Raw genomic sequence first — 21944 nt, forward strand, 5'->3', positions numbered from 1 at the left:
GTCATCGCTTGCGCCAGACGAACAGCCCGGACATCGCGTAGTTCCACACCACGCCCATCAGCGCGCCGGCTGCGCCCGCCAGCCACCAGATCGGCTCCTGGTCGTAGACCGAGAACGCGACGCCGACATTGGCGAGCAGGCCGACGCTGCAGACCAGATAGAACAGCAGCAGGCCGCGCAGGATGCCAAAGCCCTTCAGCCGCTGGTCGCGGTAGGTCAGGAAATTGTTGAGGATGAAATTGCTGGTCATGGCGACGATCGCACCAGTGGCCTGGGCCTCCGGGAATGGCGCCTTGAACAGTTCGAGCGCGATGAACAGCACGGTGAGGTGCACCACCAGGCCGAGCCCGCCGACGGCTGCGAACAGAATGAAGCGCAGCGAGATCAGATCATTGGTCAGCTTCGCCAGCACCAGGCCGAGGAAGTCGAGCGCGACCATTGAGTCGAGCTTGCTCTCGCCATGCTGGCGCGCACCGAAGGTATAGGGAATTTCGACCGCGCGCAGCTTGCCCTCCGCCGTCGCCACCACGTCGAGCAGGATCTTGAAGCCTTGAGTGGACAGCTGCGGCGCGAGCTGCTCGAACCGGTCGCGGCGGATCATGAAGAAGCCGCTCATGGGATCAGCGATCTCGACCTTCAGCGCGCGTCGGGCGATCTCGGTGGCAAACGCGCTGGCGCCGGCGCGCTGCTTGTTGAAGCCGTCGGCCTTGTAGCCCTCGATATAGCGGCTGCCGACCACGAGCTCGGCCTCGCCGCTCTGCAGCAGCGCCACCATCCTCGGCAGCTGGCTCTCGTCATGCTGCAGGTCGGCGTCCATCACCGCGGCATAGGGCGCGCTCGATGCCAGGATGCCCTCGATGCAGGCGCCGGACAGGCCGCGCCGGCCGATTCGGCGGATGCAGCGCACGCGGGAATCCTTCCGCGCCAGCGCGCGCACCACGTCCCAGGTTCCGTCGGGCGAATTGTCGTCGACGAAGATGACTTCCCAGGACACGTTCTTCAGCGTCGCGTCGAGCCGGCGATACAGCACCGTGACATTGTCACGTTCGTTGAAGGTCGGGACGACCACCGAAAGCTGCGGCAAACTTGCCGCCTGCGATGAGGTTTCGGGGCCCGGCTTGATGGCTTCGTTCATGAGCGCCAGCGTATAGCCGCAGCCTCACCCGCTGCCAAGGCAGGCCGGCCCAAACGCACGCTCGGAAAGCGGGAAAACGGGGCAAAACACCCCACAAAATGCCAACGACCACGAACAAGGGGCGCGCGTACATCCGGCGCAGCCATCAATGTCGTGGTCGTCCCAGCGCCGGAGCCCTGAAGCTGCAACGTCGCCGTTATGACGTAGTTAGGTAGCCCCATGCGATCCGCAAGGGGCGCGGAGGCGCTAGTTGTTGGGGACTTCCCGGATCACCGGGCCGCGCGGCGCCGGGGCCGCCGGCGCCGCCTCGGCGGCAGGAGCCGCCTGCGGCTGCGCGGCGGACCGGGTCGGGTTGCGGAGCTGGCTCGGCGACGGCCCGTAGATGAACGCCGCGGCCAGCGCGACGGCTGCAACCAGTGCGCCCAAAAAACCTGCCGTCGATTGTGAGCTCATGCCGATCATCCCCTCGCCTGCGCGGATTGATATCAAAAATCGGCCGGCCGCAACAGGATTTGGGAACCTATTTGGCCGCGGCCCTGCGCCGGGTGAAGGCGGTCACGATGTCCTTCTGCGCGAGCTCGATCGCGCGGTTGGCGGTGGTCAGGTTCGCGTCGGCATCCTGTTTCGGAAATTGCAGCGACAGGAAGTCGATCAGCGACACCCGGAAGTTCTGCCGCTCCGAGGGACATACATTGGCGATCAGCGAGGTGAATTCCTGGTCGGACATCGCCTTGTTGCTGTCACGGGGATATTCGCGGGCGAGACAATTCCAGTAGGCGTCGCGGCCGGTGATCGCGAGCTTGTGCGCATCGTCGACCTCGTCGGCCATTGCAGCGGACGATATGGCGGCGGAGGACATGACCAGGAGGGCGGCCGCAACCAGCATGCGCATTTGTTGTTCTCCATTTTGGCGCATCGTAGCGAAGAGCGACGGCGACGATAAGCACTGCCGCGCCGATCTGGCAAACTGGCCAATCACGATTATTTTGACTAGTCTTCTTTCCTGTTCCCTCCCTCACGATGAGTGCAGTCGTGGCCAAAGCTCCCACCAAGGCGACCAAGACCAAGACAGACGCAGGCAACATCTATATCGGCATCGGCGGCTGGACCTTCGAGCCGTGGCGCGGTGTGTTCTATCCGGAGAAGCTCGCACAATCGAAGGAGCTGTCCTATGCCGCCTCCAAGCTGACCTCGATCGAGATCAACGGCACCTATTACGGCTCGCAGAAGCCGGAGAGCTTTCGCAAATGGGCCAGCGAAGTGCCCGACGGCTTCATCTTCTCGCTGAAGGGACCGCGCTTCGCCACCAACCGCCGCGTGCTCGCCGAGGCCGGCGATTCGGTGAAGCGGTTCTATGATTCGGGCGTGTTGGAGCTGAAGGACCGGCTCGGGCCGGTGCTCTGGCAGTTTGCGCCGACCAAGAAGTTCGACGGCGCCGATTTCGGCAAGTTCCTCGAGCTGCTGCCGCGCAAGCTCGACGGCCGCGCGCTGCGCCACGTCGTCGAGGTCCGCCACGACAGTTTTTGCGTGCCCGAATTCGTCGCCCTCATTCGCGAGCACGAGGTGCCGGTGGTGTTCGCCGAGCACGGCAAATATCCGGCGATTGCCGACGTCGCGAGCGACTTCGTCTATGCCCGGCTGCAGAAGGGCAATGACGAATTGAAGACCTGCTATCCGCCGAAGCAGCTCGACGCCTGGGCCAAGCGGTTTCAGGACTGGGCCGCCGGCAGCGAGCCCGACGACCTGCCGAAGGTCGACAAGGCCGCGCCCAAGAAGGCGCCGCGCGACGTGTTCGCCTATGTGATCCACGAAGGCAAGGTCCGCGCGCCGGCGGGCGCGATGGAATTGATCGAACGGGTGAAGTGAGCGAGAACCGATGGCGAAGGCGAAAAGGCTGTTCACCATCGGCTACGAGCAGACGCCGTCCAAGGCGGTGCTCGACGAGCTCCAGCAGGCCGGCGTCAAGCTGCTGGTCGACGTCCGCGCGGTCGCGTCCTCGCGCCGGCCCGGCTTCTCCAAGAGCCAGCTCGCCGCAGGCCTCGACGAGCGCGGCATCGGCTACGTCCACCTGCGCGGCCTCGGCACGCCGAAGAGCGGACGGGAGGCGGCGCGCAGCGGGCAATATGCGCTGCTGCACAAGATCTATTCGGCGCATCTGAAGACGGCGCAGGCCAAGGAAGAACTCGACGAGCTGTCGGCGCTGGTCAAGCAGTCCGGCCCGGTCTGCATCCTCTGCTACGAGCGCGACCATGAGCATTGCCACCGTCGCTGGATCGCCGAGATCATCGAGGAGCGCGACGGCGTCAGGATCGAGAACCTGGCGGCGCCGCAGGTCTAGCCTGCCTCGCCCGGCACATTCAGCGTCCCCTCCATCATCTTCACGCAGCCGCCGCCGACATGCACTGATGTGATCGCGCCGGCCTGCTTGCGCACGCGCGTCAGCAACAGGCTCGGCCGCCCCATGTCGACACCCTGCCCGATCCGCAGCCGCAATTCGCCGTCGCTGATAGGATCGATATCGGCGAGCAGCGCCGCGCAGGCCGCGGTCGCGCTGCCGGTCGCGGGATCCTCGGACAGGCCGCTGGCGCCCGGATGGAACATGCGCGCTTGCAGGTCGAGCGGCTGCTCGCTCGCCGGCACGTCACGGGTGTAGAAATAGACGACGTCGCGGCCGATCTCGGCCAGCGTCCTGGCGAACGCCGTCGCATCCGGCCGGGCGCGCTTCAGCGCCTCGCGCGAGGCGATCTCCACCACCAGGAACGGCAGCCCGACCGAGACGACCTGCGGGGCGTGCCGATCGGTCTTCACGTCAGCCGCCGTCAGCGACAGGCACGCGGCGGCCGCGGCCGCGCTCACCTCATTGGTCCGCTGCAACGCCTGCGGCGCCGTCAGCTCGGCCCCGATCACATTGCCGCCATCGGACAGGATCTCGACCGGCACGAGGCCCGCCTTCTCCTCGAACCTCAAGCGCGCCGGCGCCTTCGCGGCCCGGCTCGCCAGCACGAAGGCGGTGCCGACATTGGGATGGCCGGCGAACGGAATTTCCGAGCGCACCGTGAAGATGCGAACCTGGGCGTCGTTCGCCTTGTCCTGCGGCGGCAGCACGAAGGTCGTTTCGGAATAGTTGAACTCGGTCGCGATCGCCTGCATCTCTTCGGTCGACAGCCCTTCGGCGTCGAGCACCACGCCGAGCGGGTTGCCGCCGAAGGCGCGGTCGGTGAAAACGTCGACGGTGATATAGCGCCGCTGCATCTTGCTTGTCCTTGTGCTCCGGTCATTCCAACGGCGTTATCGTAACACGGTCGCAACGACGCCCTTCAGAGCACTCGGTACAATCGCGGGCAAGTCAGAAGCAGACAGCTCGCGCGGTTTGCGAGTGAACGCCTACCCCAGCTGCCAGACGTGCACCGGGTGCTCGTAGCCGCGCACCGGGATCTCGCCGCGCGACACCGCGTCCTTGCAATCGTCGCCGAGTGCCTCGCGCACCGCGGAGGAAATCAGGAATTGCGAGCCGAGCTCCTTGTTCAGCGCCTCGAGCCGCGCGGCAAAATTCACGGTGTCGCCGATCACGGTGTACTCCTTGCGCCGGGGCGAGCCGATATTGCCGGCGACGACCTCGCCGATGTGGATGCCGATGCCGATGCGCAGCGGCCAGCTTGACGCCGCGTTGGTGCGCTCGTTCGCCGCGAGCATTTCGCGCGCGGCGGCGACCGCCTGATGCGCGGCGTCGCCGGTCTCGAACGGCGCACCGAACAGCGCGAGAAAGCCGTCGCCCAGAAACTTGTTCACGATGCCGCCATGGCGATCGAGGATATCGACCAGCACTGCAAAAGCGCCGTCGAGCCTGTCCACCACCTCCTGCGGCGAGCGGGTGCGCGCGCCGGCCGTGAAGCTGCGGAAATCCACGAACATCACGGCGACGCGCCGAATGTCGCTCCCGGTGCCGGCGCCCTCCGTCATCAGACGTTCGACCACCTGCGGCGAGACGTGCTGGCCGAACAGATTGGTGATGCGATCGCGCGCGGTGGCGGCCGCGATGCTGGCCGCGAACTGCCGGCGCAGCTGCATGCCGACCGCACCGGCCAGCACGCCGCAGATCAGGATGATCGCGCTGCGCGCGGCGTGATAATAGATGCTGGTCTCGGCCTCGCCGCCGCCCGAGGGATGGAAGAACACCGCCATGTAGAACAGCTCGGTCGCCGCGACGAAGCCGGTGAAGGTCGAGAGCCAGAAGTCGAGCCGCAGCGTCGACAGGATGATGAAGACGAAATAGATCAGCGGCGCCACGAAGCCGAGCGCCTCCTGCGGCCCCATGCTGTTGATGTGCAGCGCCAGCACGACGGTCGGCAGCGACGTCTCGACCAGCACGCCGATGTAGCGCCGGACCACCGGCAGGTCGCGCCCCTTGCGCATGTGCCAGCTGATCGCCCCGTGCACCCAGAACTCGAACAGGATCAGCGGAATGGTGACGTAGAAGACGTAGACGGGGCTGAGGTTGCCGTGCCAGACGCGGCTGACCACGTCGGGCGCAAGGAAATACACCAGCAGGCTGATCGCAGCGAGGGTAGCGGCGGTGCCGATCAGCACCTTGATGCGGAGCAGCTCGGTGGTCATCACCTCGTGCATCAGGGCGTGATGGAAGTCCGTCGCGACCGCCGCGCTTGCCTTGTCTGGAAATTCCGTCAATCCCTTACTCCCGTCATTCCAGGGCACGAAGCGAACCCCAATTCACACTTGCGAATTGTGGAAGCTCGAGATTCTATGGTACGCAATTGCGTACCATAGTTCGCCTTCTCGAGGCGTCCCGGAATGACGCTCAGTGACAGCCATACTAGCCTCAATCGAGCGTGCGGCGGAAGCGCGTCACCGCGATCGTCATGGCGAACAGCATCAGGGCGACCAATGCGACGGTGTCGTATTGCAGGTTCGGCATCGCCGCCCCCTTCAGCATGATGGCGCGCACGATGCGGATGAAGTGGGTCAGCGGCAGGCCTTCGCCGATATATTGCGCCCAGACCGGCATGCCAGCGAACGGAAACATGAAGCCGGAGAGCAGGATGCTCGGCAGGAAGAACATCATCGAGAGCTGCATCGCCTGCAGCTGGTTCTGCACGATGGTCGAGAAAGTATAGCCGATCGACAGGTTGGTGGTGATGAACAGCGTGGTCAGCAGCCCCAGCAGCGTGAGGCTCCCGAGCACCGGCACGCCGAACAGCAACACGCCGATGCCGATGATCAGCCCGGCCTGGATGAAGCCGACCATCACGTAGGGGATGATCTTGCCGAACATCACTTCGACCGGCCTGATCGGCATCGACAGCAGGCTTTCCATGGTGCCGCGCTCGATCTCGCGCGTCACCGACAGCGCGGTGAAGATCAGCATGGTCATGGTCAGGATGGTCCCAACCAGCCCGGGCACGATGTTGAGCCGGGATTCCGCCGCCGGGTTGTACCGGGCATGGGCACGGATCTCGAAGGGCATGTCCGGGGGATCGCCGATGTGCAGATCATGCGCCAGCGCCGATTGCACCAGCGGCCCGAGCGCGCCGAGCGCCGAGCCCGCCGCGACCGGATCGGTGGCATCGGCCGCGACCAGCAGCGCCGGCTTGTCGCCACGGCGCACCGCGCGCTCGAAGCCGCGCGGGATCTCGACGCCGAACAGCACCTTGCCGGATTGCAGCAGCTCATCGAACTGCTCGACGTTATGCACCTCGCGCGTGAAGCGGAAATAGGCGGTATTCTCCATCGCCTTCAGGATCGAACGTCCGAGGTCCGAATCCTCCTGCAGCAGCACTACGGTCGGAAGATGACGCGGCGTGGTGTTGATGGCGAAGCCGAACAACAAGAGCTGCATCACCGGGATGATGATGATCATGGCGAAGGACACGCGGTCACGGCGCAGCTGGATGAATTCCTTGACCAGCATCGCGTAGCTGCGCCGCCAGAAGCCGAATGCCGGCTCCCTTGTCTTTCCGGCCTGGATCGTATCCGTTGCGCTCATCGGAACCTATCCTTGAAAGTTATCCTTGGAAATTATCCTTGGAGCGCCCCATCAGGTCGATGAAGACGTCTTCGAGCGACGGCTCGCTGGCCTGCCAATGCCATTTCGAATTGTCCCGATAGGGCGCGATCGCGGCCTCGAGCGCCGCCTTGTCGCGACCCGAGACGTGCAGGCTGGTGCCGAACGGCGCCGCCATGTCGACGCCCGGCTTGCCCGCCAGCTCGGCCATCAGCCCGTTGAAATCCTCGCCGGTCACCGTCCAGGTCGACAGCTTGGACTTCGCGATCACCTCGTCCACGGTGCCATGCGCCAGCAGATGGCCGTAGGCGATGTAGGCGATCTCGTGACAGCGCTCGGCTTCGTCCATGTAGTGGGTCGAGACCAGCACGGTGAGGCCTTCGGCGGCAAGCGCGTGGATCTCGTTCCAGAAATCGCGCCGCGCTTTGGGATCGACGCCGGCTGTCGGCTCGTCCAGCAGCAGCAGTTGCGGATTGGGCAGCGTGCAGGCGCCGAGCGCCAGCCGCTGCTTCCAGCCGCCGGACAGTTCGCCGGCGAGTTGCTCCTCGCGCCCCTTCAGGCCGATGCGCGCGATCATGTCGGCCGCGGCGCCGCGCGCGTCCGGCATGCCATAGAGCCGCGCCACGAATTCGAGATTCTCGCGCACCGACAGATCCTGGTACAGGCTGAAGCGCTGCGTCATGTAGCCGACCTTGCGCTTGATCTTGTCGGCATCGCGCCGGATGTCGTAGCCGAGGCAGGTGCCCTCGCCGCTGTCGGGCGTCAGCAGGCCGCACAGGATGCGGATGGTGGTGGTCTTGCCGCTGCCGTTGGGACCGAGGAAGCCGTAGATCGAGCCGCGCTTGACCTGCATCGACAGATCATGGACGACCTCGCGTCCGCCGAACGACTTGGTCAGGCCCTTCACATCGATGGCGATGGAGGGTGCGTCGGACCGCGCGCTGGTGGAGCCGCCGTTCATCTGCGGTCCGCCATCGGCGTCTTGGGATTGAGGTAGATGCTGATCGGCTGACCGACGCGCAGCACATCGGGCCGGCTCGGCCGCGCCTGGATCAGATAGACCAGCTTGTTGCGCTCATCGAGGCTGTAGATGACCGGCGGCGTGTATTCCGCGGTGGTGGCGATGAAGTAGATCTTTGCCGTGAGGTCGGCGGCGCAATTGTCGCAGGTCACCCTCACCTCGTCGCCGAGCGCGAGCTTCGGCAGCTCGGTCTCCGGCACGAAGAAGCGCAGCTTCATGTTGCCGGGCGGCATGATCGACAGCACCGGGCGCTGCGCCTGCACCATCTCGCCCTCGCGGAAATAGATCTGCTGGATCGAGCCCGCGATCGGCGCAAAGCCCTTGCGGCGGTCGAGCCGGGTCTGCGAGGTGTTGACCCGCGCCTCCGCAACGCGCAGCGCCGAGACCGCGGAATCCAGGTTGGCCTGGGTGCCGGCGCCGGTGCCGCGCAGCGAGGCGGCGCGGTCATAGCTCTGCCGCGCGTTGGCGAGGGTCGCGTTGTTCTGGTTGAGATCGGCGCGCTGCAAATCATCGTCGACCGAATAGAGCAGATCGCCGGGCTTGACCTCGTCGCCCTCGCGCACATTGAGCTTGATGACGCGGCCGGATTCATCGGGGCTGACGAAGATCATGTCGGCCTCGACCCAGCCCTGGAAGCCGGGATCGCGCTTCTCCTGGCAGCCGGCCAGCGCCGCCGCCAGGGCCACTGCGGTCACGAGCTTCATGATGCGCGAGCCGGTCATGTCTTGCTCCGTTCGCCGAAGATCAGATCGAGATGAACCTTGAACATCGCGAGGGCATCGAGCGGCGCGTGCCGGGCAAACAGGCTCTGCCAGATCACCGCGACGATCGCGGGCGCCACGACGAGCTGGGGAAACTGCGCGAGCTGGCGCTGCCTGATCTCGCCGCGCGTAATCGCGAGCTGGATCAGCGCCTGCATCGCGGCCATCCCCTTCGACACCACCTCGCGGAAATAGAAGTCGGCGATCGCCGGGAAGCGCGGCCCTTCGGAGACGATCAGGCGGACGATGTCGCCGCGCCGGGTCGACACGATCTCGCGGATGAAGGTCTCGGCAAACCTCTCCACCGCATCGCGCACCGGGCCGGTGATGGTGGGCGGCGCGGCCATGCGATTGACCAAAGGCACGACGGCGGTGCGGATCAGCTCCTCGAACATCGATTCCTTGTCCTTGAAGTACAGATAGAGCGTGCCCTTGGCGACGCCCGCCCGCTTGGCGACATCGTCGAGCCGCGTCGCGGCAAAGCCGCGCGCGATGAACTCGTCCATCGCCGCCGCGACGATCGCAGCGCGCCGCTCCGCCGATTTCTCGGCGCGGTTCGCGGCGGGCTTCGGCTCAGGCAGCTTTGCCGAGGCCACCTTCGGGACCCTCGCCGCGGCAGCCCGGATCGTGGTGGTCCGGCGCCTAGCAGGCTGGGAGCGGTTCGTTTCTTCGATGCGCTTTGTCATGGCCATAATATGACTGACCAGTCAGTCATTGTCAATGCGTTCAAGGAAAACGTCTGCCGGCCGGAAGCGTTCCTGTCGGCTTTCGCGGCTCCTTAGGGTGTGCAGGGGTTCGCGATCTCGCGGCGCAAATGCCCGAGTTTGCTGCTTTATTTCCGTCCCTTGGGGAACAGAGGGCGCAGGGAGAGCCGGGGTGCCGATCGTACCCACGGGCCCTGTGCAACAAGAAGGCGCGGGGGTGGCACCACAGGTGTAACCGGAGCAATCCGGCTTTCCCTGCGCGATGCGCTGCGGCTCACTTCGTGCTCTCCCCGGCAAGATCGGGGGGATTTTGATACAAGCGATCGGCTGGGGGAAACACCTATGAGCGATTGGTTACACAACCTTTCTGTGCCGTGGATGGCCTTCATTGTCTTCGGCTTCACCTATCTTGTTGCCATTCTCATTTTCGCAGGCGTTGCGATCCTGTCGACCAAGGAGCGCGCAACGTCCTTCAAATCGATCTCGCCCGGCATGTTGCCGGTGCTCGGCATCCTTTTCGGCCTGTTTGTCGCGTTCACCGCGGCACAGGTCTGGAGTGACAGTGATCGCGCCACCGCGGCGGTGAGCCGCGAAGCCAGTTCGTTGCGGGCGGTCATCTTGCTCGCCGGCGGCCTGCCGCCGGATCAGGAGGCGCGCCTGCGCGGCCTCGTTCGCGACTACGTCGAGGAAACGGTCGCCGTGGAATGGCCGATGATGGCGCGTCAGGCTGCATCGCTCAAGGCAGCGCCTGCCGCGCTGACCGCGGCGTTGCGGCTTGTCGTATCAACGCCCGCGCAAAACCCGGGCCAGCAGACGACGCAGCACGAGATCATCACCAATCTGAATTCGGCACTCGATGCGCGACGACAACGGATCATCGTCAGTCAGACCGAAGTCGACTCGATCAAATGGTGGTGCCTCTACCTTCAGGCCATCTGCGAGCTATTGGTCATTGCCCTTGTTCACTGTGACAACCGGTTGGGGTCCGCCATCGCGATGGGACTGTTCGCGACCGGCGTGGCCACATCGGTTCTGCTGATTGCCGCGCATGATCGACCATTCACCGGCCAGATATCGATTGCGCCGACGCCGTTGCTGCAGATCATGCCGGACAAGGAGGCGAGCCGATAAGCGCCGGACCGCACTACGCGCGCCGTCCGCTACGTGTGAAACTTCAGCCCATCGAGGATCTTGTCGACCACCTTGCGCTCGGCGCGAATGGCGAGGCCGACCAGGTTGAGCTCGCTGCGCACGACCGCCTTCACCACCTTGCGGTTGGCGGCGTCATGCGTGGTCCTGAACATGTCCTCGGTGTAAAGCGCCGGCTGCACGTTGCGCGCCAGCGCGCGCTCCAGCGCCCGCGACAGCGCAGGCCCGTCGGCGCCGTAGATCAGGATCGGCTGGCCGATCAGGGAGAGATATCTGGTCCCCGAGCCGTCCTCGTAATTCTCGCCGATACATTCGGGAAAGGAAGCCGCGATGCCGCCGGCAAGAAACGACGCCACGTTGAGCTTCTGCCAGACTTCCAGGTCGGTGCGGATCACGACCGCGATCTTGGTGTCGAACTGCATGGCGATAAATCTATCCGCAGGTTGACGACAAACGCCAGTTCTGACCGCGCATCCCTCATCTGCCCGCCAGGCGCTGACGTTAGTTTCTTGAGCAACCCACGGGCGGACCCTGCCCGCCTGAACGGCGACGTCGCGGCTGGCGAAGCTGATATCGCTACGGCGAAGAAGCTCAACCCACACGTCGACCGCTAGCCGTGCGACGTCGCAAAGGCCCGATCCGTGCCGGGACGGAAAGCGATAGTCAGCTCCTGCGCCGCGTAGTAGGCTTCGGGCGTTCGATGACCATCAGCATATTTCAGGGCATTGCATCATGATCAGCAAGGCCGATGTTGTTGTTATTGGTTCGGGCGGATTGGGCGCGGCCACAGCCTATTACCTGAGCAAGCGTGGAGGTCTCAACGTCGCCCTTGTCGACAAGCATGAGATTGGATCGCAAACCTCGCCCCGCGCTGCAGGCATGGTGAGTTGCGCGCGCAAGAGCGACCTGATGATTGGCCTCATCAAGGACGCATGCCGCAAGATCGAGGCGTTCACGGAAGAAACCGGCCAGCCGCTCGACTGGGTGCATTCGGGCAGCCTCAAGATTGCGCGCCGGCCGCAGGACGCCGAAGTGATCGAGGATGACTTCGCGCGCGGACGCCGCACCGGCCTCGATGTCGAGCTGATCTCTCCGGAACAGGCGAGCCGTCTCAATCCGTTCTTGCAGCCGACGGGCGTTGTTGCGGCGATGCGGATCGGCGACGACCGGTATTTCGACCCGGCGCAGGTTGCCGTCGGTTTCGCCACAGCCGCCGCGGCCAACGGTGCAACCTTGCTGCCGAAGACCGACGTGCGCGCCGTCAACATCGTCGGCGGCACCGTGATCGGCTTGACCACCGCGAACGGCGTCATTGAAAGTCCGGTTGTCGTCGATGCGGCCGGTGCGTGGACGCGGCAGGTCGCGGAGGCGAGCGGGATTCGCGTGCCGCTGGTGCCGACCCGGCAGCAATTGATCGTCACCGAGCCTTTGGATGGCGTCCGTGCCGACCTGCCGATGATCCGCATCATGGATGCTGCGGTGTATGCCCGCCCGTGTCAGGGCGGCTTCCTGTGGGGTGTCTACGAGGAAACGCCGCGCTTCTTCGATATGCAGTCGCTTGGCGCCGGCTTCGACGTCAAGGACATGCCGCTCGACATCGGAGTGCTTCATGCCGCCGCCGATGAGGTCAAGGACCAGCTCCCGTTCCTGCAAACCGCCAAGGTGCGGGAGTTTCGCGGCGGCATTCCGACAATGACCGCCGACGGCCATCATATTCTCGGCCCAGCCATTGGCGTGGCCGGCTTCTATTTTGCAAGCGGGTGCAACGTCGCCGGTCTGTCGATCTCGCCGACCGTCGGCGAGGCGCTTGCGGCCTGGATCGTGGACGGCAAGCCGCCCGTTGATCTATCGCCGATGTCGGTCATGCGGTTCAAAGACCAATCGTGGTCTGAAGATCAATTGGAGCGCGACGCCGCCTGGCAATACCGGCACTTCTATGGCGCCGTCTGAGCGCGGCAGCGCGCTTTGCCCACCAGGCGGATTGCGGCGGCCGCCCTACCCCTTGGCGTCGCAGGCCCAGGCGCGGATCACGCATTCCTTGCCGCCGTAGTCGTAGCACTTCTTGGTCGCGGCATTGAGCGAGCTCGAGATCTTCGGCGCCACCGCATAGCCGTGGGCGCCGCACGGATTCTTCATGTCGATCGAGAGCGCGGCGCAGGCCCGCTTCATGGTCACGGTGGTGCAATCGCCCTTGCACTGCTTCAGCGCGGCGGCACGCGCCGCGCCTTCCGCCGGATAGTCATAGGCCTGGCCGTAGGCTCCGCACTTGCCGACCGCGAACGCGCCGGCCGCGCGCGCCTTGGGCACGAAGGTTTCCACGGAGAAACGCGTGGCGCCGAGCAGCAATGTCAGGACGAGAATCGTCAACGCGCGACGCTGCGCGGCGGCGGTCGAAATGATCAAGCGGAAATCCCCCAAAGCCCGGCGCGGACTGTACGCAGGGGTCGTTTCCAGATGGTGAATGACGGGTTGAGGGCGAGTTCTATCCACTCGTCGTCCCGGCGAAGGCCGGGACCCATAGCCACCGATGGTGATGATTGCGCGAGGCTCTGGCCGCTGTCCCACCAACAACAACGATTGGTGGTAATGGGTCCCGGCCTTCGCCGGGACGACGCGGATAGTGTTTAGCCCCGCCGCGCAGCTTCCAGCGCCTGCGGCGTGTCGATGTCGAGGAAGGCGCTGTCGCCTTCGACCGGGACCTCGGCGACCACTTCGGCATGCTTGGTGATCAAGTGACGGGCGCCGATGTCGCCGTCGAGCGTCATCAGCTCCTTGAAGAAGCGCCGCGACCACAGCACCGGATTGCCGCGGCGGCCTTCGCTGACCGGGACCGCGATCAGATGGCCGCGGTCCGGCGCGAAGGTCTCGATCAGGCGGTCGATCAGCTTCGCATCGATCAACGGCATGTCGCCGAGGCAGACGATCGCGCCATCGGCGCTGTCAGACACCGCCGCAATGCCCGCCTTCACCGAGCTGGCGAGGCCGCCGGCGAAATCCGGGTTGCGGACGAACTTGACCTTGAGGCCATCGAGCGCCTGCTCGACCAGCTCGGCCTGATGCCCGGTGACGACGATCACCTCGGAGGCCTTCGACGCCAGCGCCTGCTCGGCGACGATGCGCGCGAGCTTCTTGCCGTCGAGCTCGGCGAGCAGCTTGTTCGGGCCGCCCATCCGGGTCGAACGGCCGGCGGCAAGCACGATCGCGGCGACGTTGCGGTTGCCTTCGGTGCCCGGCACGGTGCGCGGCTGCGGCCGCGTCACGATCTCCATCAGCAGGCCGCCGACGCCCATGCCGGTGAGATCCGACCGCGTCACCTTGATGCCGGCGAGCAGCCGCATCAAGACCCAGTCGAAGCCGTTCTCGACCGGCGAGCGCGCGCAGCCCGGCGCGCCCAGCACCGGCACGCCGCCGGCGCTGCCGATCAGCAGCAGATTGCCCGGATCGACCGGCATGCCGAAATGCTCGACCGCGCCGCCGATCTCGGTGATCGCAGCCGGAATGACATCACGACGGTCGGCGATCGCGGATGCCCCGAACACGATGACGAGCTCGGCGCCCAGCCCGAGCAATTCCTTGATCGAGGCGGCGAGCACGGTTTCGTCATGCGGCACGCGGCGCTCGGCGATGATGGTGGCGCCGGCCGGCGCGAGCCGCTCGGCGGTGACGCGCAGCGTCTTGTCGATCACCTTCGGCGCGAGGCCCGGCAGCAGCGTCGAGACCACGCCGACCTTCCGGATCACATAGGGCGCGATCCGCAGCGTATCCTTGCCGGCGACCGCAACGGCGGCATCGCGTAAGCGCCCCTCGACGCCGAACGGGATCAGCTTGACGGTCGCGATCATCTCGCCTTCGACCACCGGCTTGAACGCGGCAAGGGTTGCGAAGGTGATGGCCTCGTCGACGTCGTTGATGCGGTCGACCGCGGCGCGATCGATCACCAGCACGCCGGGGCGCGCCGCGAACAGGTTGGCGCGGCCGGTGAAGGCGCGCTCGACATTGACGCCCTCGCCCGCCACCGCCTGCGCGATGCTGGCGGCCGCGGCGTCCTCGGAGACGTCGCCCTCGTCGAGCCGCACCACGACGATCTCGTCGACGCCGGCCTTGGTCAGCGCCTCGACCTCGGCGGGGCCGATCGTGGTGCCCTTTTTGAGCACCAGCGCGCCCTGGCGGAGGGTGTGAACGGTGACGCCGCCAATCGCGTCGGCCGGACTGGCGGGACCGAATTTCATGCCGCTTCTTCTTTTTGCTTGGAGTTTTCTTTCGGAGGCAGGCGCAGCTGCGCGGTGATCTCGGCCATGATCGCGACCGCGATCTCCGACGGCGACACCGCGCCGATATCGAGGCCGATCGGCGCGTGGATGCGCGCGATGTCGCTGTCCCTGGCGCCCTGCGCGCGCAGCCGCTCGGCGCGCTTGGCGTGGGTCTTCCGCGAACCGAGCGCGCCGATATAGAAGCAGTCGCGGTCGAAGGCGTGCAGCAGCGCCGGATCGTCGATCTTCGGATCATGCGTCACCGCAACGAAGGCGGTGTAGTGATCGACATTGAGCGGCGGCAGCGCGACGTCGGGCCATTCGGCGACCAGCGGCACGTCGGGGAAGCGCTCCGGGCTCGCAAACGCGGTGCGCGGATCGACCACCGTGACGTCATAGTCGAGCGAGCGCGCCAGCGGCGCCAGCGCCTGGCTGATATGGACCGCGCCGATGATCACGAGCTTTGCGGTCGGCGCGTAGACGTTGAGGAACAGCTTTTTGCCTGATACCTCGACATTGCCGCTCTTGCCCATCCGCAGCTGCTTTGCGAGCTCGGCGCGCAGCGGATCGGCGGCGATGTCCGCGGCCTTGACCAGGCGCTGATCGCCATTGGCGGTGTCGGTGACGATGATGACCGGGCGGCGGGCGGCGCGCTCGGCGTTCAACGCTTTGAGGATCTCGAGCTTCACGGCTAACCGACCTTCTCGACGAACACGCGGATGGTACCGCCGCACGACAGGCCGACATTCCAGGCCGTCTCGTCGGCGACGCCGAATTCGAGCATTTTTGGCTGGCCGCTCGCGATCACGTCGAGCGCTTCCGTCACGACAGCGCCCTCGACGCAGCCGCCGGAGACCGAGCCGAGAAACGTGCCGTCGTCATTGATGACGAGGCTAGAGCCGGCCGGGCGCGGCGCCGAGCCCCAGGTCTCGACCACGGTGGCAAGCGCCACGCCATGGCCCTCTTTCTGCCAGGTCTCGGCGGCCTGCAGGATGTCTTCGTCGCGGTTCAGCATGGCGGCCTCCTGTGAAATCGGATGCTTCTTAGGCTACAGAGCGGATCAGGCTGCGGTGGTGCGCCGGCGGCGGGGACGACAGAGCCCCGATCAAGCCCTTGATGGACGTCAAGTTATGCACCGGGCGAAATTCGTCAACGTGGGGCAACATCATTTTGATGCCCTGCGCCTTGGCCTCGAAGCCGGAGTAGCGCAGCAGCGGATTGAGCCAGATCAGGCGGCGGCAGGAACGGTGCAATCGGTCCATCTCGAAGGCCAGTTTGGCATCAGCCTCCCGTTCTAGTCCATCGGATATAAGGAGGACGATGGCGCCCTGCCCGAGCACCCGGCGGGCCCAGAGCTGGTTGAAGCTGTGCAGCGAAGTCGCGATCCGGGTCCCGCCGGCCCAGTCCTCGACCGAGGACGAGCAGCTCGCCAGCGCCTCGTCGGGGTCACGGGCCCGCAACGCCCGCGTCACATTGGTCAGGCGGGTGCCGAACAGGAACACCGAGACCCGCTTGCGGGCGTCGGTGATGGCATGCAGGAAGTGCAGGAACAGGCGGGTGTACTCGCTCATCGAGCCCGAGATATCGAGCAGCGCCACGATCGGCGCCGGCTTCTCGATCCGGCCGAGCTTTCGGATATCGATGATCTCGCCGCCGGTGCGCAGCGAGTTGCGCACGGTGCGGCGCATGTCGAGCCGGAGGCCCCGCGCATCCGGCTGGTAGCGACGGGTCACGAGCTCGGCCTGCGGCAGCCGCATCTTGGCGATCTCGCGCGTCACCTCGGCGATCTCCGCCGCGGTCATCTGCGCAAAATCCTTCTTCTGCAGCACCTCCTTGTCGGAGACCGAGAGCTTGAGCTCCTGCTCCTGGGCCTGCGGCCGCTCCTCGCTCCGCGCCGGCTGGGCCATCGCCTCCTGGACGCGGCGCGAGGCCGGCGGCGGCTTCTTCCTGGCGTGGTCGGGCAGCGGCACCGAATCCAGCATGCTCTTCCACTCCTCGGCGGCGCGGAAGAACAGTTCGAAGGCCTGGCGGAAGATCAGCGCGTGCTCATGGCGCTTGACGAAGATCGCTTCCAGCGTGGCGTAGAAGTCGCCGCGATGCCCGACCTCGATCAGCTGCAGCGCGTCGAGCGCATCGATCACCGAGCCCGGTCCGACCGGGAGCCCGGCCGCCCGCAGCGCGCGGGCAAAGCCGATCACGTTGTCGGCCATGTGGCCGGTCGGAGGCGCGAGGTGGTTGATCGCCATCGTGATCCATTTCCCGTCGTTCCGGGGCGCGCGAAGCGAGCGAACCCGGAACCTCGAGATCCCGGGTTCGATGCTGACGCATCGCCCCGGAATGACGGACGTTGTTATGACGCGCGACTTACGTCTCGCTCGTCGCTTCCTTCAATGTCTTCTGCAGCGCATCGCCCTGCATGCGCGCGATGTCGTCCTGATACTTCAAGAGTGCGCCCAGCGTGTCGCCGACCACCTGCGGCGTCAGCGAGCGGGCGTCGAGCTCGGACAGCGCGGTGGCCCAGTCGATGGTCTCGGCGACGCCCGGCGACTTGTAGAAATCCTGGTTGCGCAGCGCCTGCACGAAGCGGACGACCTGCTGCGACAGCTTTGCGGAAATGTTCGGCACCCGCGACTTGACGATCGCGAGCTCGCGCTCGGCGGAAGGATAATCCACCCAGTGATAGAGGCAGCGCCGCTTCAGCGCGTCGTGAATCTCGCGCGTGCGGTTCGAGGTGATGATCACGATCGGCGGCGCCGGCGCCTTCACGGTGCCGAGCTCGGGGATCGTGACCTGGAAGTCGCTGAGGATTTCCAGCAGATACGCCTCGAACGCCTCGTCGGCGCGGTCGAGCTCGTCGATCAACAGTACCGGAGGACCTGCGACGTCGGGCTCGAGCGCCTGCAGCAGCGGCCGCTTGATCAGGAAGCGTTCGGCGAAAATGTCGCTCGCGAGCTGGTCGCGATCGGTGTCGCCGGAAGCCTCCGCAAGGCGGATCGCGATCATCTGCGCCGCACTGCTCCACTCGTAGACGGCGGAGGCGACGTCGAGGCCTTCATAGCATTGCAGGCGGATCAGCTTGCGCCCGAGCGCGGCCGACAACACCTTTGCGATCTCGGTCTTGCCGACGCCGGCCTCGCCTTCGAGGAACAGCGGCCGGCCCATCCGCAGCGCGAGATAGGTCACGGTCGCAAGCGACCGTTCGGCGAGATAGCCGCGCGAGGTCAGGAGATCCTCGAGCGCATCGACGGAAGTGGGTAACGCCGATGCACTCATGGAACAGCCAGTCTTCGAACGAGAGTGAGCAAGGTCACGCCTTGGTACTTAGTCCTTGGCGTTCGCGGTTTCCACCGCCCGGCGCGTCAAAACGCCGATCAGATGCGCGCGGTATTCCGCACTGCCGTGCAGGTCGCTGTTCAGCCCGTCGGCCGAAACCGCGATGCCGTCGAGCACCTTGTGCGAGAAGCGCTTCTTAAGAGCGTCCTCGAACGCGGTGACGCGGAATACGCCGTCGGAGCCCGCACCGGTGACCGCGACGCGCACGTCGGACGGACGCTTGGCCACGAACACGCCGACCAACGCATAACGCGAGGCCTGGTTACGGAACTTGACGTAGGCCGCCTTCTTCGGCAGCGGGAACATCACCTTGGTGATGATTTCGTCGGCTTCCAGCGCGGTCGAGAACAGGCCCTGGAAATACTCCTCGGCCTTGAGGCGGCGCTTGTTGGTGACGATGGTCGCGCCCAGCGCCAGCACCGCGGCCGGATAGTCGGCGGTCGGGTCGTTGTTGGCGAGCGAGCCGCCGATGGTGCCGCGGTGGCGCACGGCGGGATCGCCGATCAGGCCGGCCAGTTCGGCCAGCGCCGGGATCGCCTCGCCCACGACCGCGGAGTTCGCGACCTCGGCGTGCTTGGCGGTGGCGCCGATGACCAGCGAGCGGCCCTTCATCTCGATGGTGTCGAGACCTTCGATATGGGAGAGGTCGACCAGATGCGGCGGGCTGGCGAGCCGCTGCTTCATGACCGGCACCAGCGTGTGACCGCCGGCGATCAGCTTGGCGTCCTCGTTCTTCACCAGGAGGTTGGCGGCCTGCCGCACGGTGCCGGGACGGTGATATTTGAATTCGTACATTGGAATGTCCTGATCGCGGTCGCGATGAATTGCTGATTACGCGAGGCCCGACTTGTTAGGCCAAGTCCGACTTCGCCATCGCCTTGGCGCCGGCGGCGATCGAAGCGACGATATTCTGGTAGCCGGTGCAGCGGCACAGATTGCCTTCCAGCTCCTCGCGGATCACCTCGTCGGAGAGCTCGTGGCCCTTGCGATGGACCAGGTCGACCGCGGTCATGATCATTCCCGGCGTGCAGAAGCCGCACTGCAGGCCGTGATGCTCGCGGAAGGCCTCCTGCATCGGATGCAGCGGCGCGCCATCGGCCGCCAGCCCCTCGATGGTCTTGACCTCATGACCGTCGGCCATCACCGCAAGCGTCGTGCAGGACTTCACCGCCTTGCCGTCCAGATGCACGACGCAGGCGCCGCACTGCGAGGTGTCGCAGCCGACATGGGTGCCGGTCAGCCGCAGGTTTTCGCGCAGAAACTGGACCAGAAGGGTACGGGGGTCGACATTCGCGTTCACGGGGTTGCCGTTCACGATCATTGAAATCTTGGCCATCAGCACTCTCTTATCTGCGCCACCGCATATCGGCGAAGCAGGCGGTTTTAAATCATTCCAGACGGCATAATATGGGCGCGCCCCGCGATGGGCAACCTTTCGAGCCACCCATCCAGGACATAACGGCAAGACATGGCCGGACCTGAATAATCCAGCCGAAAGGCGGGGCTAACCCTGCACCGCCTTGGCGAAATTTGCAAAGAATTCATCGGCCAGCTTCTTGGCGGCGCCGTTGATCAGGCGCTGGCCGAGCTGGGCGAGCTTGCCGCCGATCTGCGCCTCCACATTGTAGCTCAGAAGCGTGCCGCCATCCTTGTCGGCAAGGCCAACGGTGGCGCCGCCCTTGGCAAAGCCGGCGACCCCGCCCTCGCCTTCGCCTGAGATCTTGTAGCCGTTCGGCGGGTCGAGATCGCTCAATGTGACCTTGCCCTTGAAGCGGGCGGAGACCGGGCCGACCTTCATCTTGGCGGTGGCGCGGAAGCCGCCCTCGTCGGTCTTCTCCAGCTCTTCGCAGCCGGGAATGCAGGCCTTCAAAACTTCGGGATCGTTGAGCTTGTCCCACACAGCCTGGCGCGGCGCTGCAAGCTGGACTTCGCCGGTCATTGTCATGGCCATGGGGGACCTCCTCGATCGCTAGAACCTTTTCCCCCAAGTAAAGCAGCCGGGACACAAAGGAAAGGGCACCTTCGGAGGATGAGCGATGCATATTCGCAACCGCAGCAAACCAAGCCCACCGTTCACGAAATCGCGCAATCCCCGCTGTTGAAAATGCAGGCAGCCCCGGGGCATTGGCAGCGACGTGCGACAGTGGTTAGGTCGCCGGCCATGAGCACAGCCCTTTCTCCCCTGCTTGCGCCGATGCTGTCGAGCGCCGCGATGCGCGCGGTGTGCGACGACGCCGCCACGCTGCAGAACATGCTGGATTTCGAGGCCGCACTGGCCCGCGCCGAGGCGGCCTGCGGGGTGATTCCCGCAGCTGGCGCTGGACCGATCGGCAGCGCCTGCAAGGCCGAATCGTTCGACCTCGCCGCGCTGGCCGACGCCGCGACGCGGTCCGGCAATCTGGCGATCCCGCTGGTGAAGACCCTGACCGCCAACGTCGCCAAGGCGGATGCCGAGGCGGCGCGCTACGTGCATTGGGGTGCGACCAGCCAGGACGTCATCGACACCGCGACGATGCTGTCGCTGCGCGCGGCGATCGACGCGCTGCTGGTCGATCTCGACCGCGCCGTTGCCGGCTTCGCCGGGCTTGCGCGCGCCCATCGCGACACCGCCGTGGTGGCGCGGACCTGGCTGCAGCACGCATTGCCGATGCCATTTGGGCTGAAGCTCGCCGAATATGCCGCGGCGCTGCATCGCTCCCGCAAGCGGCTGCTGCGCCTGCGCCGCGAGACGCTGGCGCTGCAATTCGGCGGCGCCGCCGGGACGCTCGCCGCGCTTGGCGACAAGGGCTTAGCGGTCGCCGCGGAGCTTGCGCAAGAGCTCGATCTGCCGATGCCGGATGCGCCCTGGCATACCCATCGCGACCGCATCGCCGAGGCCGCGTCGATGTTCGCGATCCTCGCGGGCAGTTGCGGCAAGATCGCGCGCGACGTGTCGCTGATGATGCAGACCGATGTCGGCGAAGCCTTCGAGCCCGCGGGCGCCGGCCGCGGCGGCTCCTCCACCATGCCGCACAAGCGCAATCCGGTCGCTGCCGCGAGCGCGCTGGGGGCTGCGACCATGGCGCCGAACCTTGCCGCCACGATCTTCGCCGCGCAGGTGCAGGACCATGAGCGCAGCGCCGGCCCGTGGCACGCGGAATGGCCGACCTTGCCGGGCCTGATGCTGGTGACCTCGGGCGCGCTTGCCGCCATCGTCGATCTCGCCGAAGGGCTCGAGGTCGATGCGGCGCGGATGCGCAGCAATCTCGATGCGACTCATGGGCTGATCATGGCGGAAGCCGTCACCTTTGCGCTCGCCGACAAGATCGGCAAGAGCGACGCCCATCACCTGATCGAGGCGGCCAGCAAGCGCGCGGTCGCGGAGAAGAAGCATCTGCGCGAGGTGCTGTCGGCGGACGCCAAGGTCACCGCACATCTCAACGCGAAACGAATCGCGGAATTGTTCGAGCCGATGGCCTATCAGGGCGCCTCGCAAGCGCTGATCGACCGCCTGCTGGCTTCACTGGATGACAAATAGCGACGATGTCGTTGCCGGACAAAAGCGCAAAGCGCGTCTTCGCGCAGATGACCCG

24 protein-coding genes are annotated in these 21944 nt (G+C 65.8%); 5 read left to right on the plus strand and 19 right to left on the minus strand.

Annotated features, from left to right (window positions below; translation table 11 throughout):
• Position 1: 1 nt before the first annotated feature.
• From XI02_RS28290 to XI02_RS28300, 3 genes are all read right to left on the minus strand, one after another.
• On the minus strand, positions 2-1135 hold the full coding sequence (locus XI02_RS28290; RefSeq protein WP_172647706.1) for a glycosyltransferase family 2 protein: 1134 nt from the start codon (positions 1133-1135) through the stop codon (positions 2-4).
• A gap of 246 nt (positions 1136-1381) precedes the next feature.
• The gene (locus XI02_RS28295) at positions 1382-1588 is read right to left on the minus strand and encodes a hypothetical protein (protein WP_038373066.1); all 207 of its coding nucleotides are present in this window, start codon (positions 1586-1588) and stop codon (positions 1382-1384) included.
• A gap of 67 nt (positions 1589-1655) precedes the next feature.
• Complete coding sequence (locus tag XI02_RS28300) at positions 1656-2027, minus strand: hypothetical protein (protein ID WP_016840436.1); 372 nt, start codon at positions 2025-2027, stop codon at positions 1656-1658.
• Between the two features lie 140 nt (positions 2028-2167).
• On the opposite strand from XI02_RS28300, the gene XI02_RS28305 reads away from it, so the two are divergent.
• Both XI02_RS28305 and XI02_RS28310 read left to right on the plus strand, forming a co-directional pair.
• Positions 2168-3001 (plus strand): DUF72 domain-containing protein, encoded by an 834-nt coding sequence (locus XI02_RS28305; protein WP_038373064.1) that lies wholly within the window; start codon positions 2168-2170, stop codon positions 2999-3001.
• A gap of 10 nt (positions 3002-3011) precedes the next feature.
• Positions 3012-3473: a DUF488 family protein gene (locus tag XI02_RS28310; protein WP_016840434.1), complete on the plus strand. Its 462-nt coding sequence runs from the start codon at positions 3012-3014 to the stop codon at positions 3471-3473.
• Here XI02_RS28310 and XI02_RS28315 read toward each other — a convergent pair.
• From XI02_RS28315 to XI02_RS28340, 6 genes are all read right to left on the minus strand, one after another.
• Complete coding sequence (locus XI02_RS28315; protein ID WP_172647705.1) at positions 3470-4387, minus strand: PhzF family phenazine biosynthesis protein; 918 nt, start codon at positions 4385-4387, stop codon at positions 3470-3472. The genes XI02_RS28310 and XI02_RS28315 overlap by 4 nt on opposite strands.
• 132 nt (positions 4388-4519) lie before the next feature.
• On the minus strand, positions 4520-5761 hold the full coding sequence (locus XI02_RS28320) for an adenylate/guanylate cyclase domain-containing protein (protein WP_244981144.1): 1242 nt from the start codon (positions 5759-5761) through the stop codon (positions 4520-4522).
• Positions 5762-5972: 211 nt separating this feature from the next.
• Positions 5973-7136, minus strand: coding sequence for an ABC transporter permease (locus tag XI02_RS28325; protein ID WP_172647703.1), 1164 nt, complete (start codon positions 7134-7136; stop codon positions 5973-5975).
• A 19-nt stretch (positions 7137-7155) separates the two neighbouring features.
• On the minus strand, positions 7156-8115 hold the full coding sequence (locus XI02_RS28330; protein ID WP_018272395.1) for an ABC transporter ATP-binding protein: 960 nt from the start codon (positions 8113-8115) through the stop codon (positions 7156-7158).
• Entirely contained in the window at positions 8112-8897 is a 786-nt protein-coding gene (locus XI02_RS28335) for an HlyD family secretion protein (protein WP_172647702.1), read from the minus strand. Before XI02_RS28335 ends, XI02_RS28330 begins: the two co-directional genes overlap by 4 nt.
• Entirely contained in the window at positions 8894-9628 is a 735-nt protein-coding gene (locus XI02_RS28340; RefSeq protein WP_172647701.1) for a TetR/AcrR family transcriptional regulator, read from the minus strand. Before XI02_RS28340 ends, XI02_RS28335 begins: the two co-directional genes overlap by 4 nt.
• Positions 9629-9760: 132 nt before the next feature.
• On the opposite strand from XI02_RS28340, the gene XI02_RS28345 reads away from it, so the two are divergent.
• Positions 9761-10771 (plus strand): DUF4239 domain-containing protein, encoded by a 1011-nt coding sequence (locus XI02_RS28345; RefSeq protein ID WP_244981093.1) that lies wholly within the window; start codon positions 9761-9763, stop codon positions 10769-10771.
• Between the two features lie 29 nt (positions 10772-10800).
• Here the strand turns inward: XI02_RS28345 and XI02_RS28350 are convergent, their stop codons facing one another.
• Positions 10801-11211 (minus strand): DUF2000 family protein, encoded by a 411-nt coding sequence (locus tag XI02_RS28350; protein WP_172647700.1) that lies wholly within the window; start codon positions 11209-11211, stop codon positions 10801-10803.
• A 310-nt stretch (positions 11212-11521) separates the two neighbouring features.
• Between XI02_RS28350 and XI02_RS28355 the strand changes: the two genes are divergently transcribed.
• Positions 11522-12739, plus strand: a complete 1218-nt coding sequence (locus tag XI02_RS28355) for an FAD-binding oxidoreductase (protein ID WP_172647699.1) — start codon at positions 11522-11524, stop codon at positions 12737-12739.
• Between the two features lie 45 nt (positions 12740-12784).
• Here the strand turns inward: XI02_RS28355 and XI02_RS28360 are convergent, their stop codons facing one another.
• From XI02_RS28360 to XI02_RS28400, 9 genes are all read right to left on the minus strand, one after another.
• Positions 12785-13141, minus strand: coding sequence for a DUF4189 domain-containing protein (locus XI02_RS28360; protein ID WP_050999583.1), 357 nt, complete (start codon positions 13139-13141; stop codon positions 12785-12787).
• 272 nt (positions 13142-13413) lie between these two features.
• Positions 13414-15018: an NTP transferase domain-containing protein gene (locus tag XI02_RS28365; protein ID WP_172647698.1), complete on the minus strand. Its 1605-nt coding sequence runs from the start codon at positions 15016-15018 to the stop codon at positions 13414-13416.
• Positions 15015-15728 (minus strand): XdhC family protein, encoded by a 714-nt coding sequence (locus XI02_RS28370; protein ID WP_038380597.1) that lies wholly within the window; start codon positions 15726-15728, stop codon positions 15015-15017. The genes XI02_RS28365 and XI02_RS28370 overlap by 4 nt, the downstream gene beginning before the upstream one ends.
• Before the next feature lie 2 nt (positions 15729-15730).
• Positions 15731-16054: an XdhC family protein gene (locus XI02_RS28375; RefSeq protein ID WP_018272401.1), complete on the minus strand. Its 324-nt coding sequence runs from the start codon at positions 16052-16054 to the stop codon at positions 15731-15733.
• Positions 16055-16082: 28 nt separating this feature from the next.
• Complete coding sequence (locus tag XI02_RS28380; RefSeq protein ID WP_026192974.1) at positions 16083-17285, minus strand: VWA domain-containing protein; 1203 nt, start codon at positions 17283-17285, stop codon at positions 16083-16085.
• A gap of 118 nt (positions 17286-17403) precedes the next feature.
• Positions 17404-18312 (minus strand): MoxR family ATPase, encoded by a 909-nt coding sequence (locus tag XI02_RS28385; protein WP_016840416.1) that lies wholly within the window; start codon positions 18310-18312, stop codon positions 17404-17406.
• Between the two features lie 48 nt (positions 18313-18360).
• Positions 18361-19167: a xanthine dehydrogenase family protein subunit M gene (locus tag XI02_RS28390; RefSeq protein ID WP_016840415.1), complete on the minus strand. Its 807-nt coding sequence runs from the start codon at positions 19165-19167 to the stop codon at positions 18361-18363.
• A 55-nt stretch (positions 19168-19222) separates the two neighbouring features.
• Entirely contained in the window at positions 19223-19708 is a 486-nt protein-coding gene (locus XI02_RS28395) for a (2Fe-2S)-binding protein (protein ID WP_016840414.1), read from the minus strand.
• A gap of 168 nt (positions 19709-19876) precedes the next feature.
• Entirely contained in the window at positions 19877-20323 is a 447-nt protein-coding gene (locus XI02_RS28400; protein ID WP_016840413.1) for a carbon monoxide dehydrogenase subunit G, read from the minus strand.
• 210 nt (positions 20324-20533) lie between these two features.
• On the opposite strand from XI02_RS28400, the gene XI02_RS28405 reads away from it, so the two are divergent.
• Positions 20534-21889, plus strand: coding sequence for a 3-carboxy-cis,cis-muconate cycloisomerase (locus XI02_RS28405; protein WP_172647697.1), 1356 nt, complete (start codon positions 20534-20536; stop codon positions 21887-21889).
• Positions 21890-21944: the final 55 nt, after the last annotated feature.

The sequence above is a fragment of the Bradyrhizobium sp. CCBAU 21365 genome (genome assembly GCF_015291305.1).
GTDB lineage: Bacteria > Pseudomonadota > Alphaproteobacteria > Rhizobiales > Xanthobacteraceae > Bradyrhizobium > Bradyrhizobium elkanii.

Coding starts and splice junctions, on each gene's coding strand:
- XI02_RS28290 (WP_172647706.1), bottom strand. CDS start 1,135: ATGAACGAAGCCATCAAGCCGGGCCCCGAAACCTCATCGCAGGCGGCA.
- XI02_RS28295 (WP_038373066.1), bottom strand. CDS start 1,588: ATGAGCTCACAATCGACGGCAGGTTTTTTGGGCGCACTGGTTGCAGCC.
- XI02_RS28300 (WP_016840436.1), bottom strand. CDS start 2,027: ATGCGCATGCTGGTTGCGGCCGCCCTCCTGGTCATGTCCTCCGCCGCC.
- XI02_RS28310 (WP_016840434.1), top strand. CDS start 3,012: ATGGCGAAGGCGAAAAGGCTGTTCACCATCGGCTACGAGCAGACGCCG.
- XI02_RS28315 (WP_172647705.1), bottom strand. CDS start 4,387: ATGCAGCGGCGCTATATCACCGTCGACGTTTTCACCGACCGCGCCTTC.
- XI02_RS28320 (WP_244981144.1), bottom strand. CDS start 5,761: ATGCACGAGGTGATGACCACCGAGCTGCTCCGCATCAAGGTGCTGATC.
- XI02_RS28325 (WP_172647703.1), bottom strand. CDS start 7,136: ATGAGCGCAACGGATACGATCCAGGCCGGAAAGACAAGGGAGCCGGCA.
- XI02_RS28330 (WP_018272395.1), bottom strand. CDS start 8,115: ATGAACGGCGGCTCCACCAGCGCGCGGTCCGACGCACCCTCCATCGCC.
- XI02_RS28335 (WP_172647702.1), bottom strand. CDS start 8,897: ATGACCGGCTCGCGCATCATGAAGCTCGTGACCGCAGTGGCCCTGGCG.
- XI02_RS28340 (WP_172647701.1), bottom strand. CDS start 9,628: ATGGCCATGACAAAGCGCATCGAAGAAACGAACCGCTCCCAGCCTGCT.
- XI02_RS28350 (WP_172647700.1), bottom strand. CDS start 11,211: ATGCAGTTCGACACCAAGATCGCGGTCGTGATCCGCACCGACCTGGAA.
- XI02_RS28355 (WP_172647699.1), top strand. CDS start 11,522: ATGATCAGCAAGGCCGATGTTGTTGTTATTGGTTCGGGCGGATTGGGC.
- XI02_RS28365 (WP_172647698.1), bottom strand. CDS start 15,018: ATGAAATTCGGTCCCGCCAGTCCGGCCGACGCGATTGGCGGCGTCACC.
- XI02_RS28375 (WP_018272401.1), bottom strand. CDS start 16,054: ATGCTGAACCGCGACGAAGACATCCTGCAGGCCGCCGAGACCTGGCAG.
- XI02_RS28380 (WP_026192974.1), bottom strand. CDS start 17,285: ATGGCGATCAACCACCTCGCGCCTCCGACCGGCCACATGGCCGACAAC.
- XI02_RS28385 (WP_016840416.1), bottom strand. CDS start 18,312: ATGAGTGCATCGGCGTTACCCACTTCCGTCGATGCGCTCGAGGATCTC.
- XI02_RS28390 (WP_016840415.1), bottom strand. CDS start 19,167: ATGTACGAATTCAAATATCACCGTCCCGGCACCGTGCGGCAGGCCGCC.
- XI02_RS28395 (WP_016840414.1), bottom strand. CDS start 19,708: ATGGCCAAGATTTCAATGATCGTGAACGGCAACCCCGTGAACGCGAAT.
- XI02_RS28400 (WP_016840413.1), bottom strand. CDS start 20,323: ATGGCCATGACAATGACCGGCGAAGTCCAGCTTGCAGCGCCGCGCCAG.
- XI02_RS28405 (WP_172647697.1), top strand. CDS start 20,534: ATGAGCACAGCCCTTTCTCCCCTGCTTGCGCCGATGCTGTCGAGCGCC.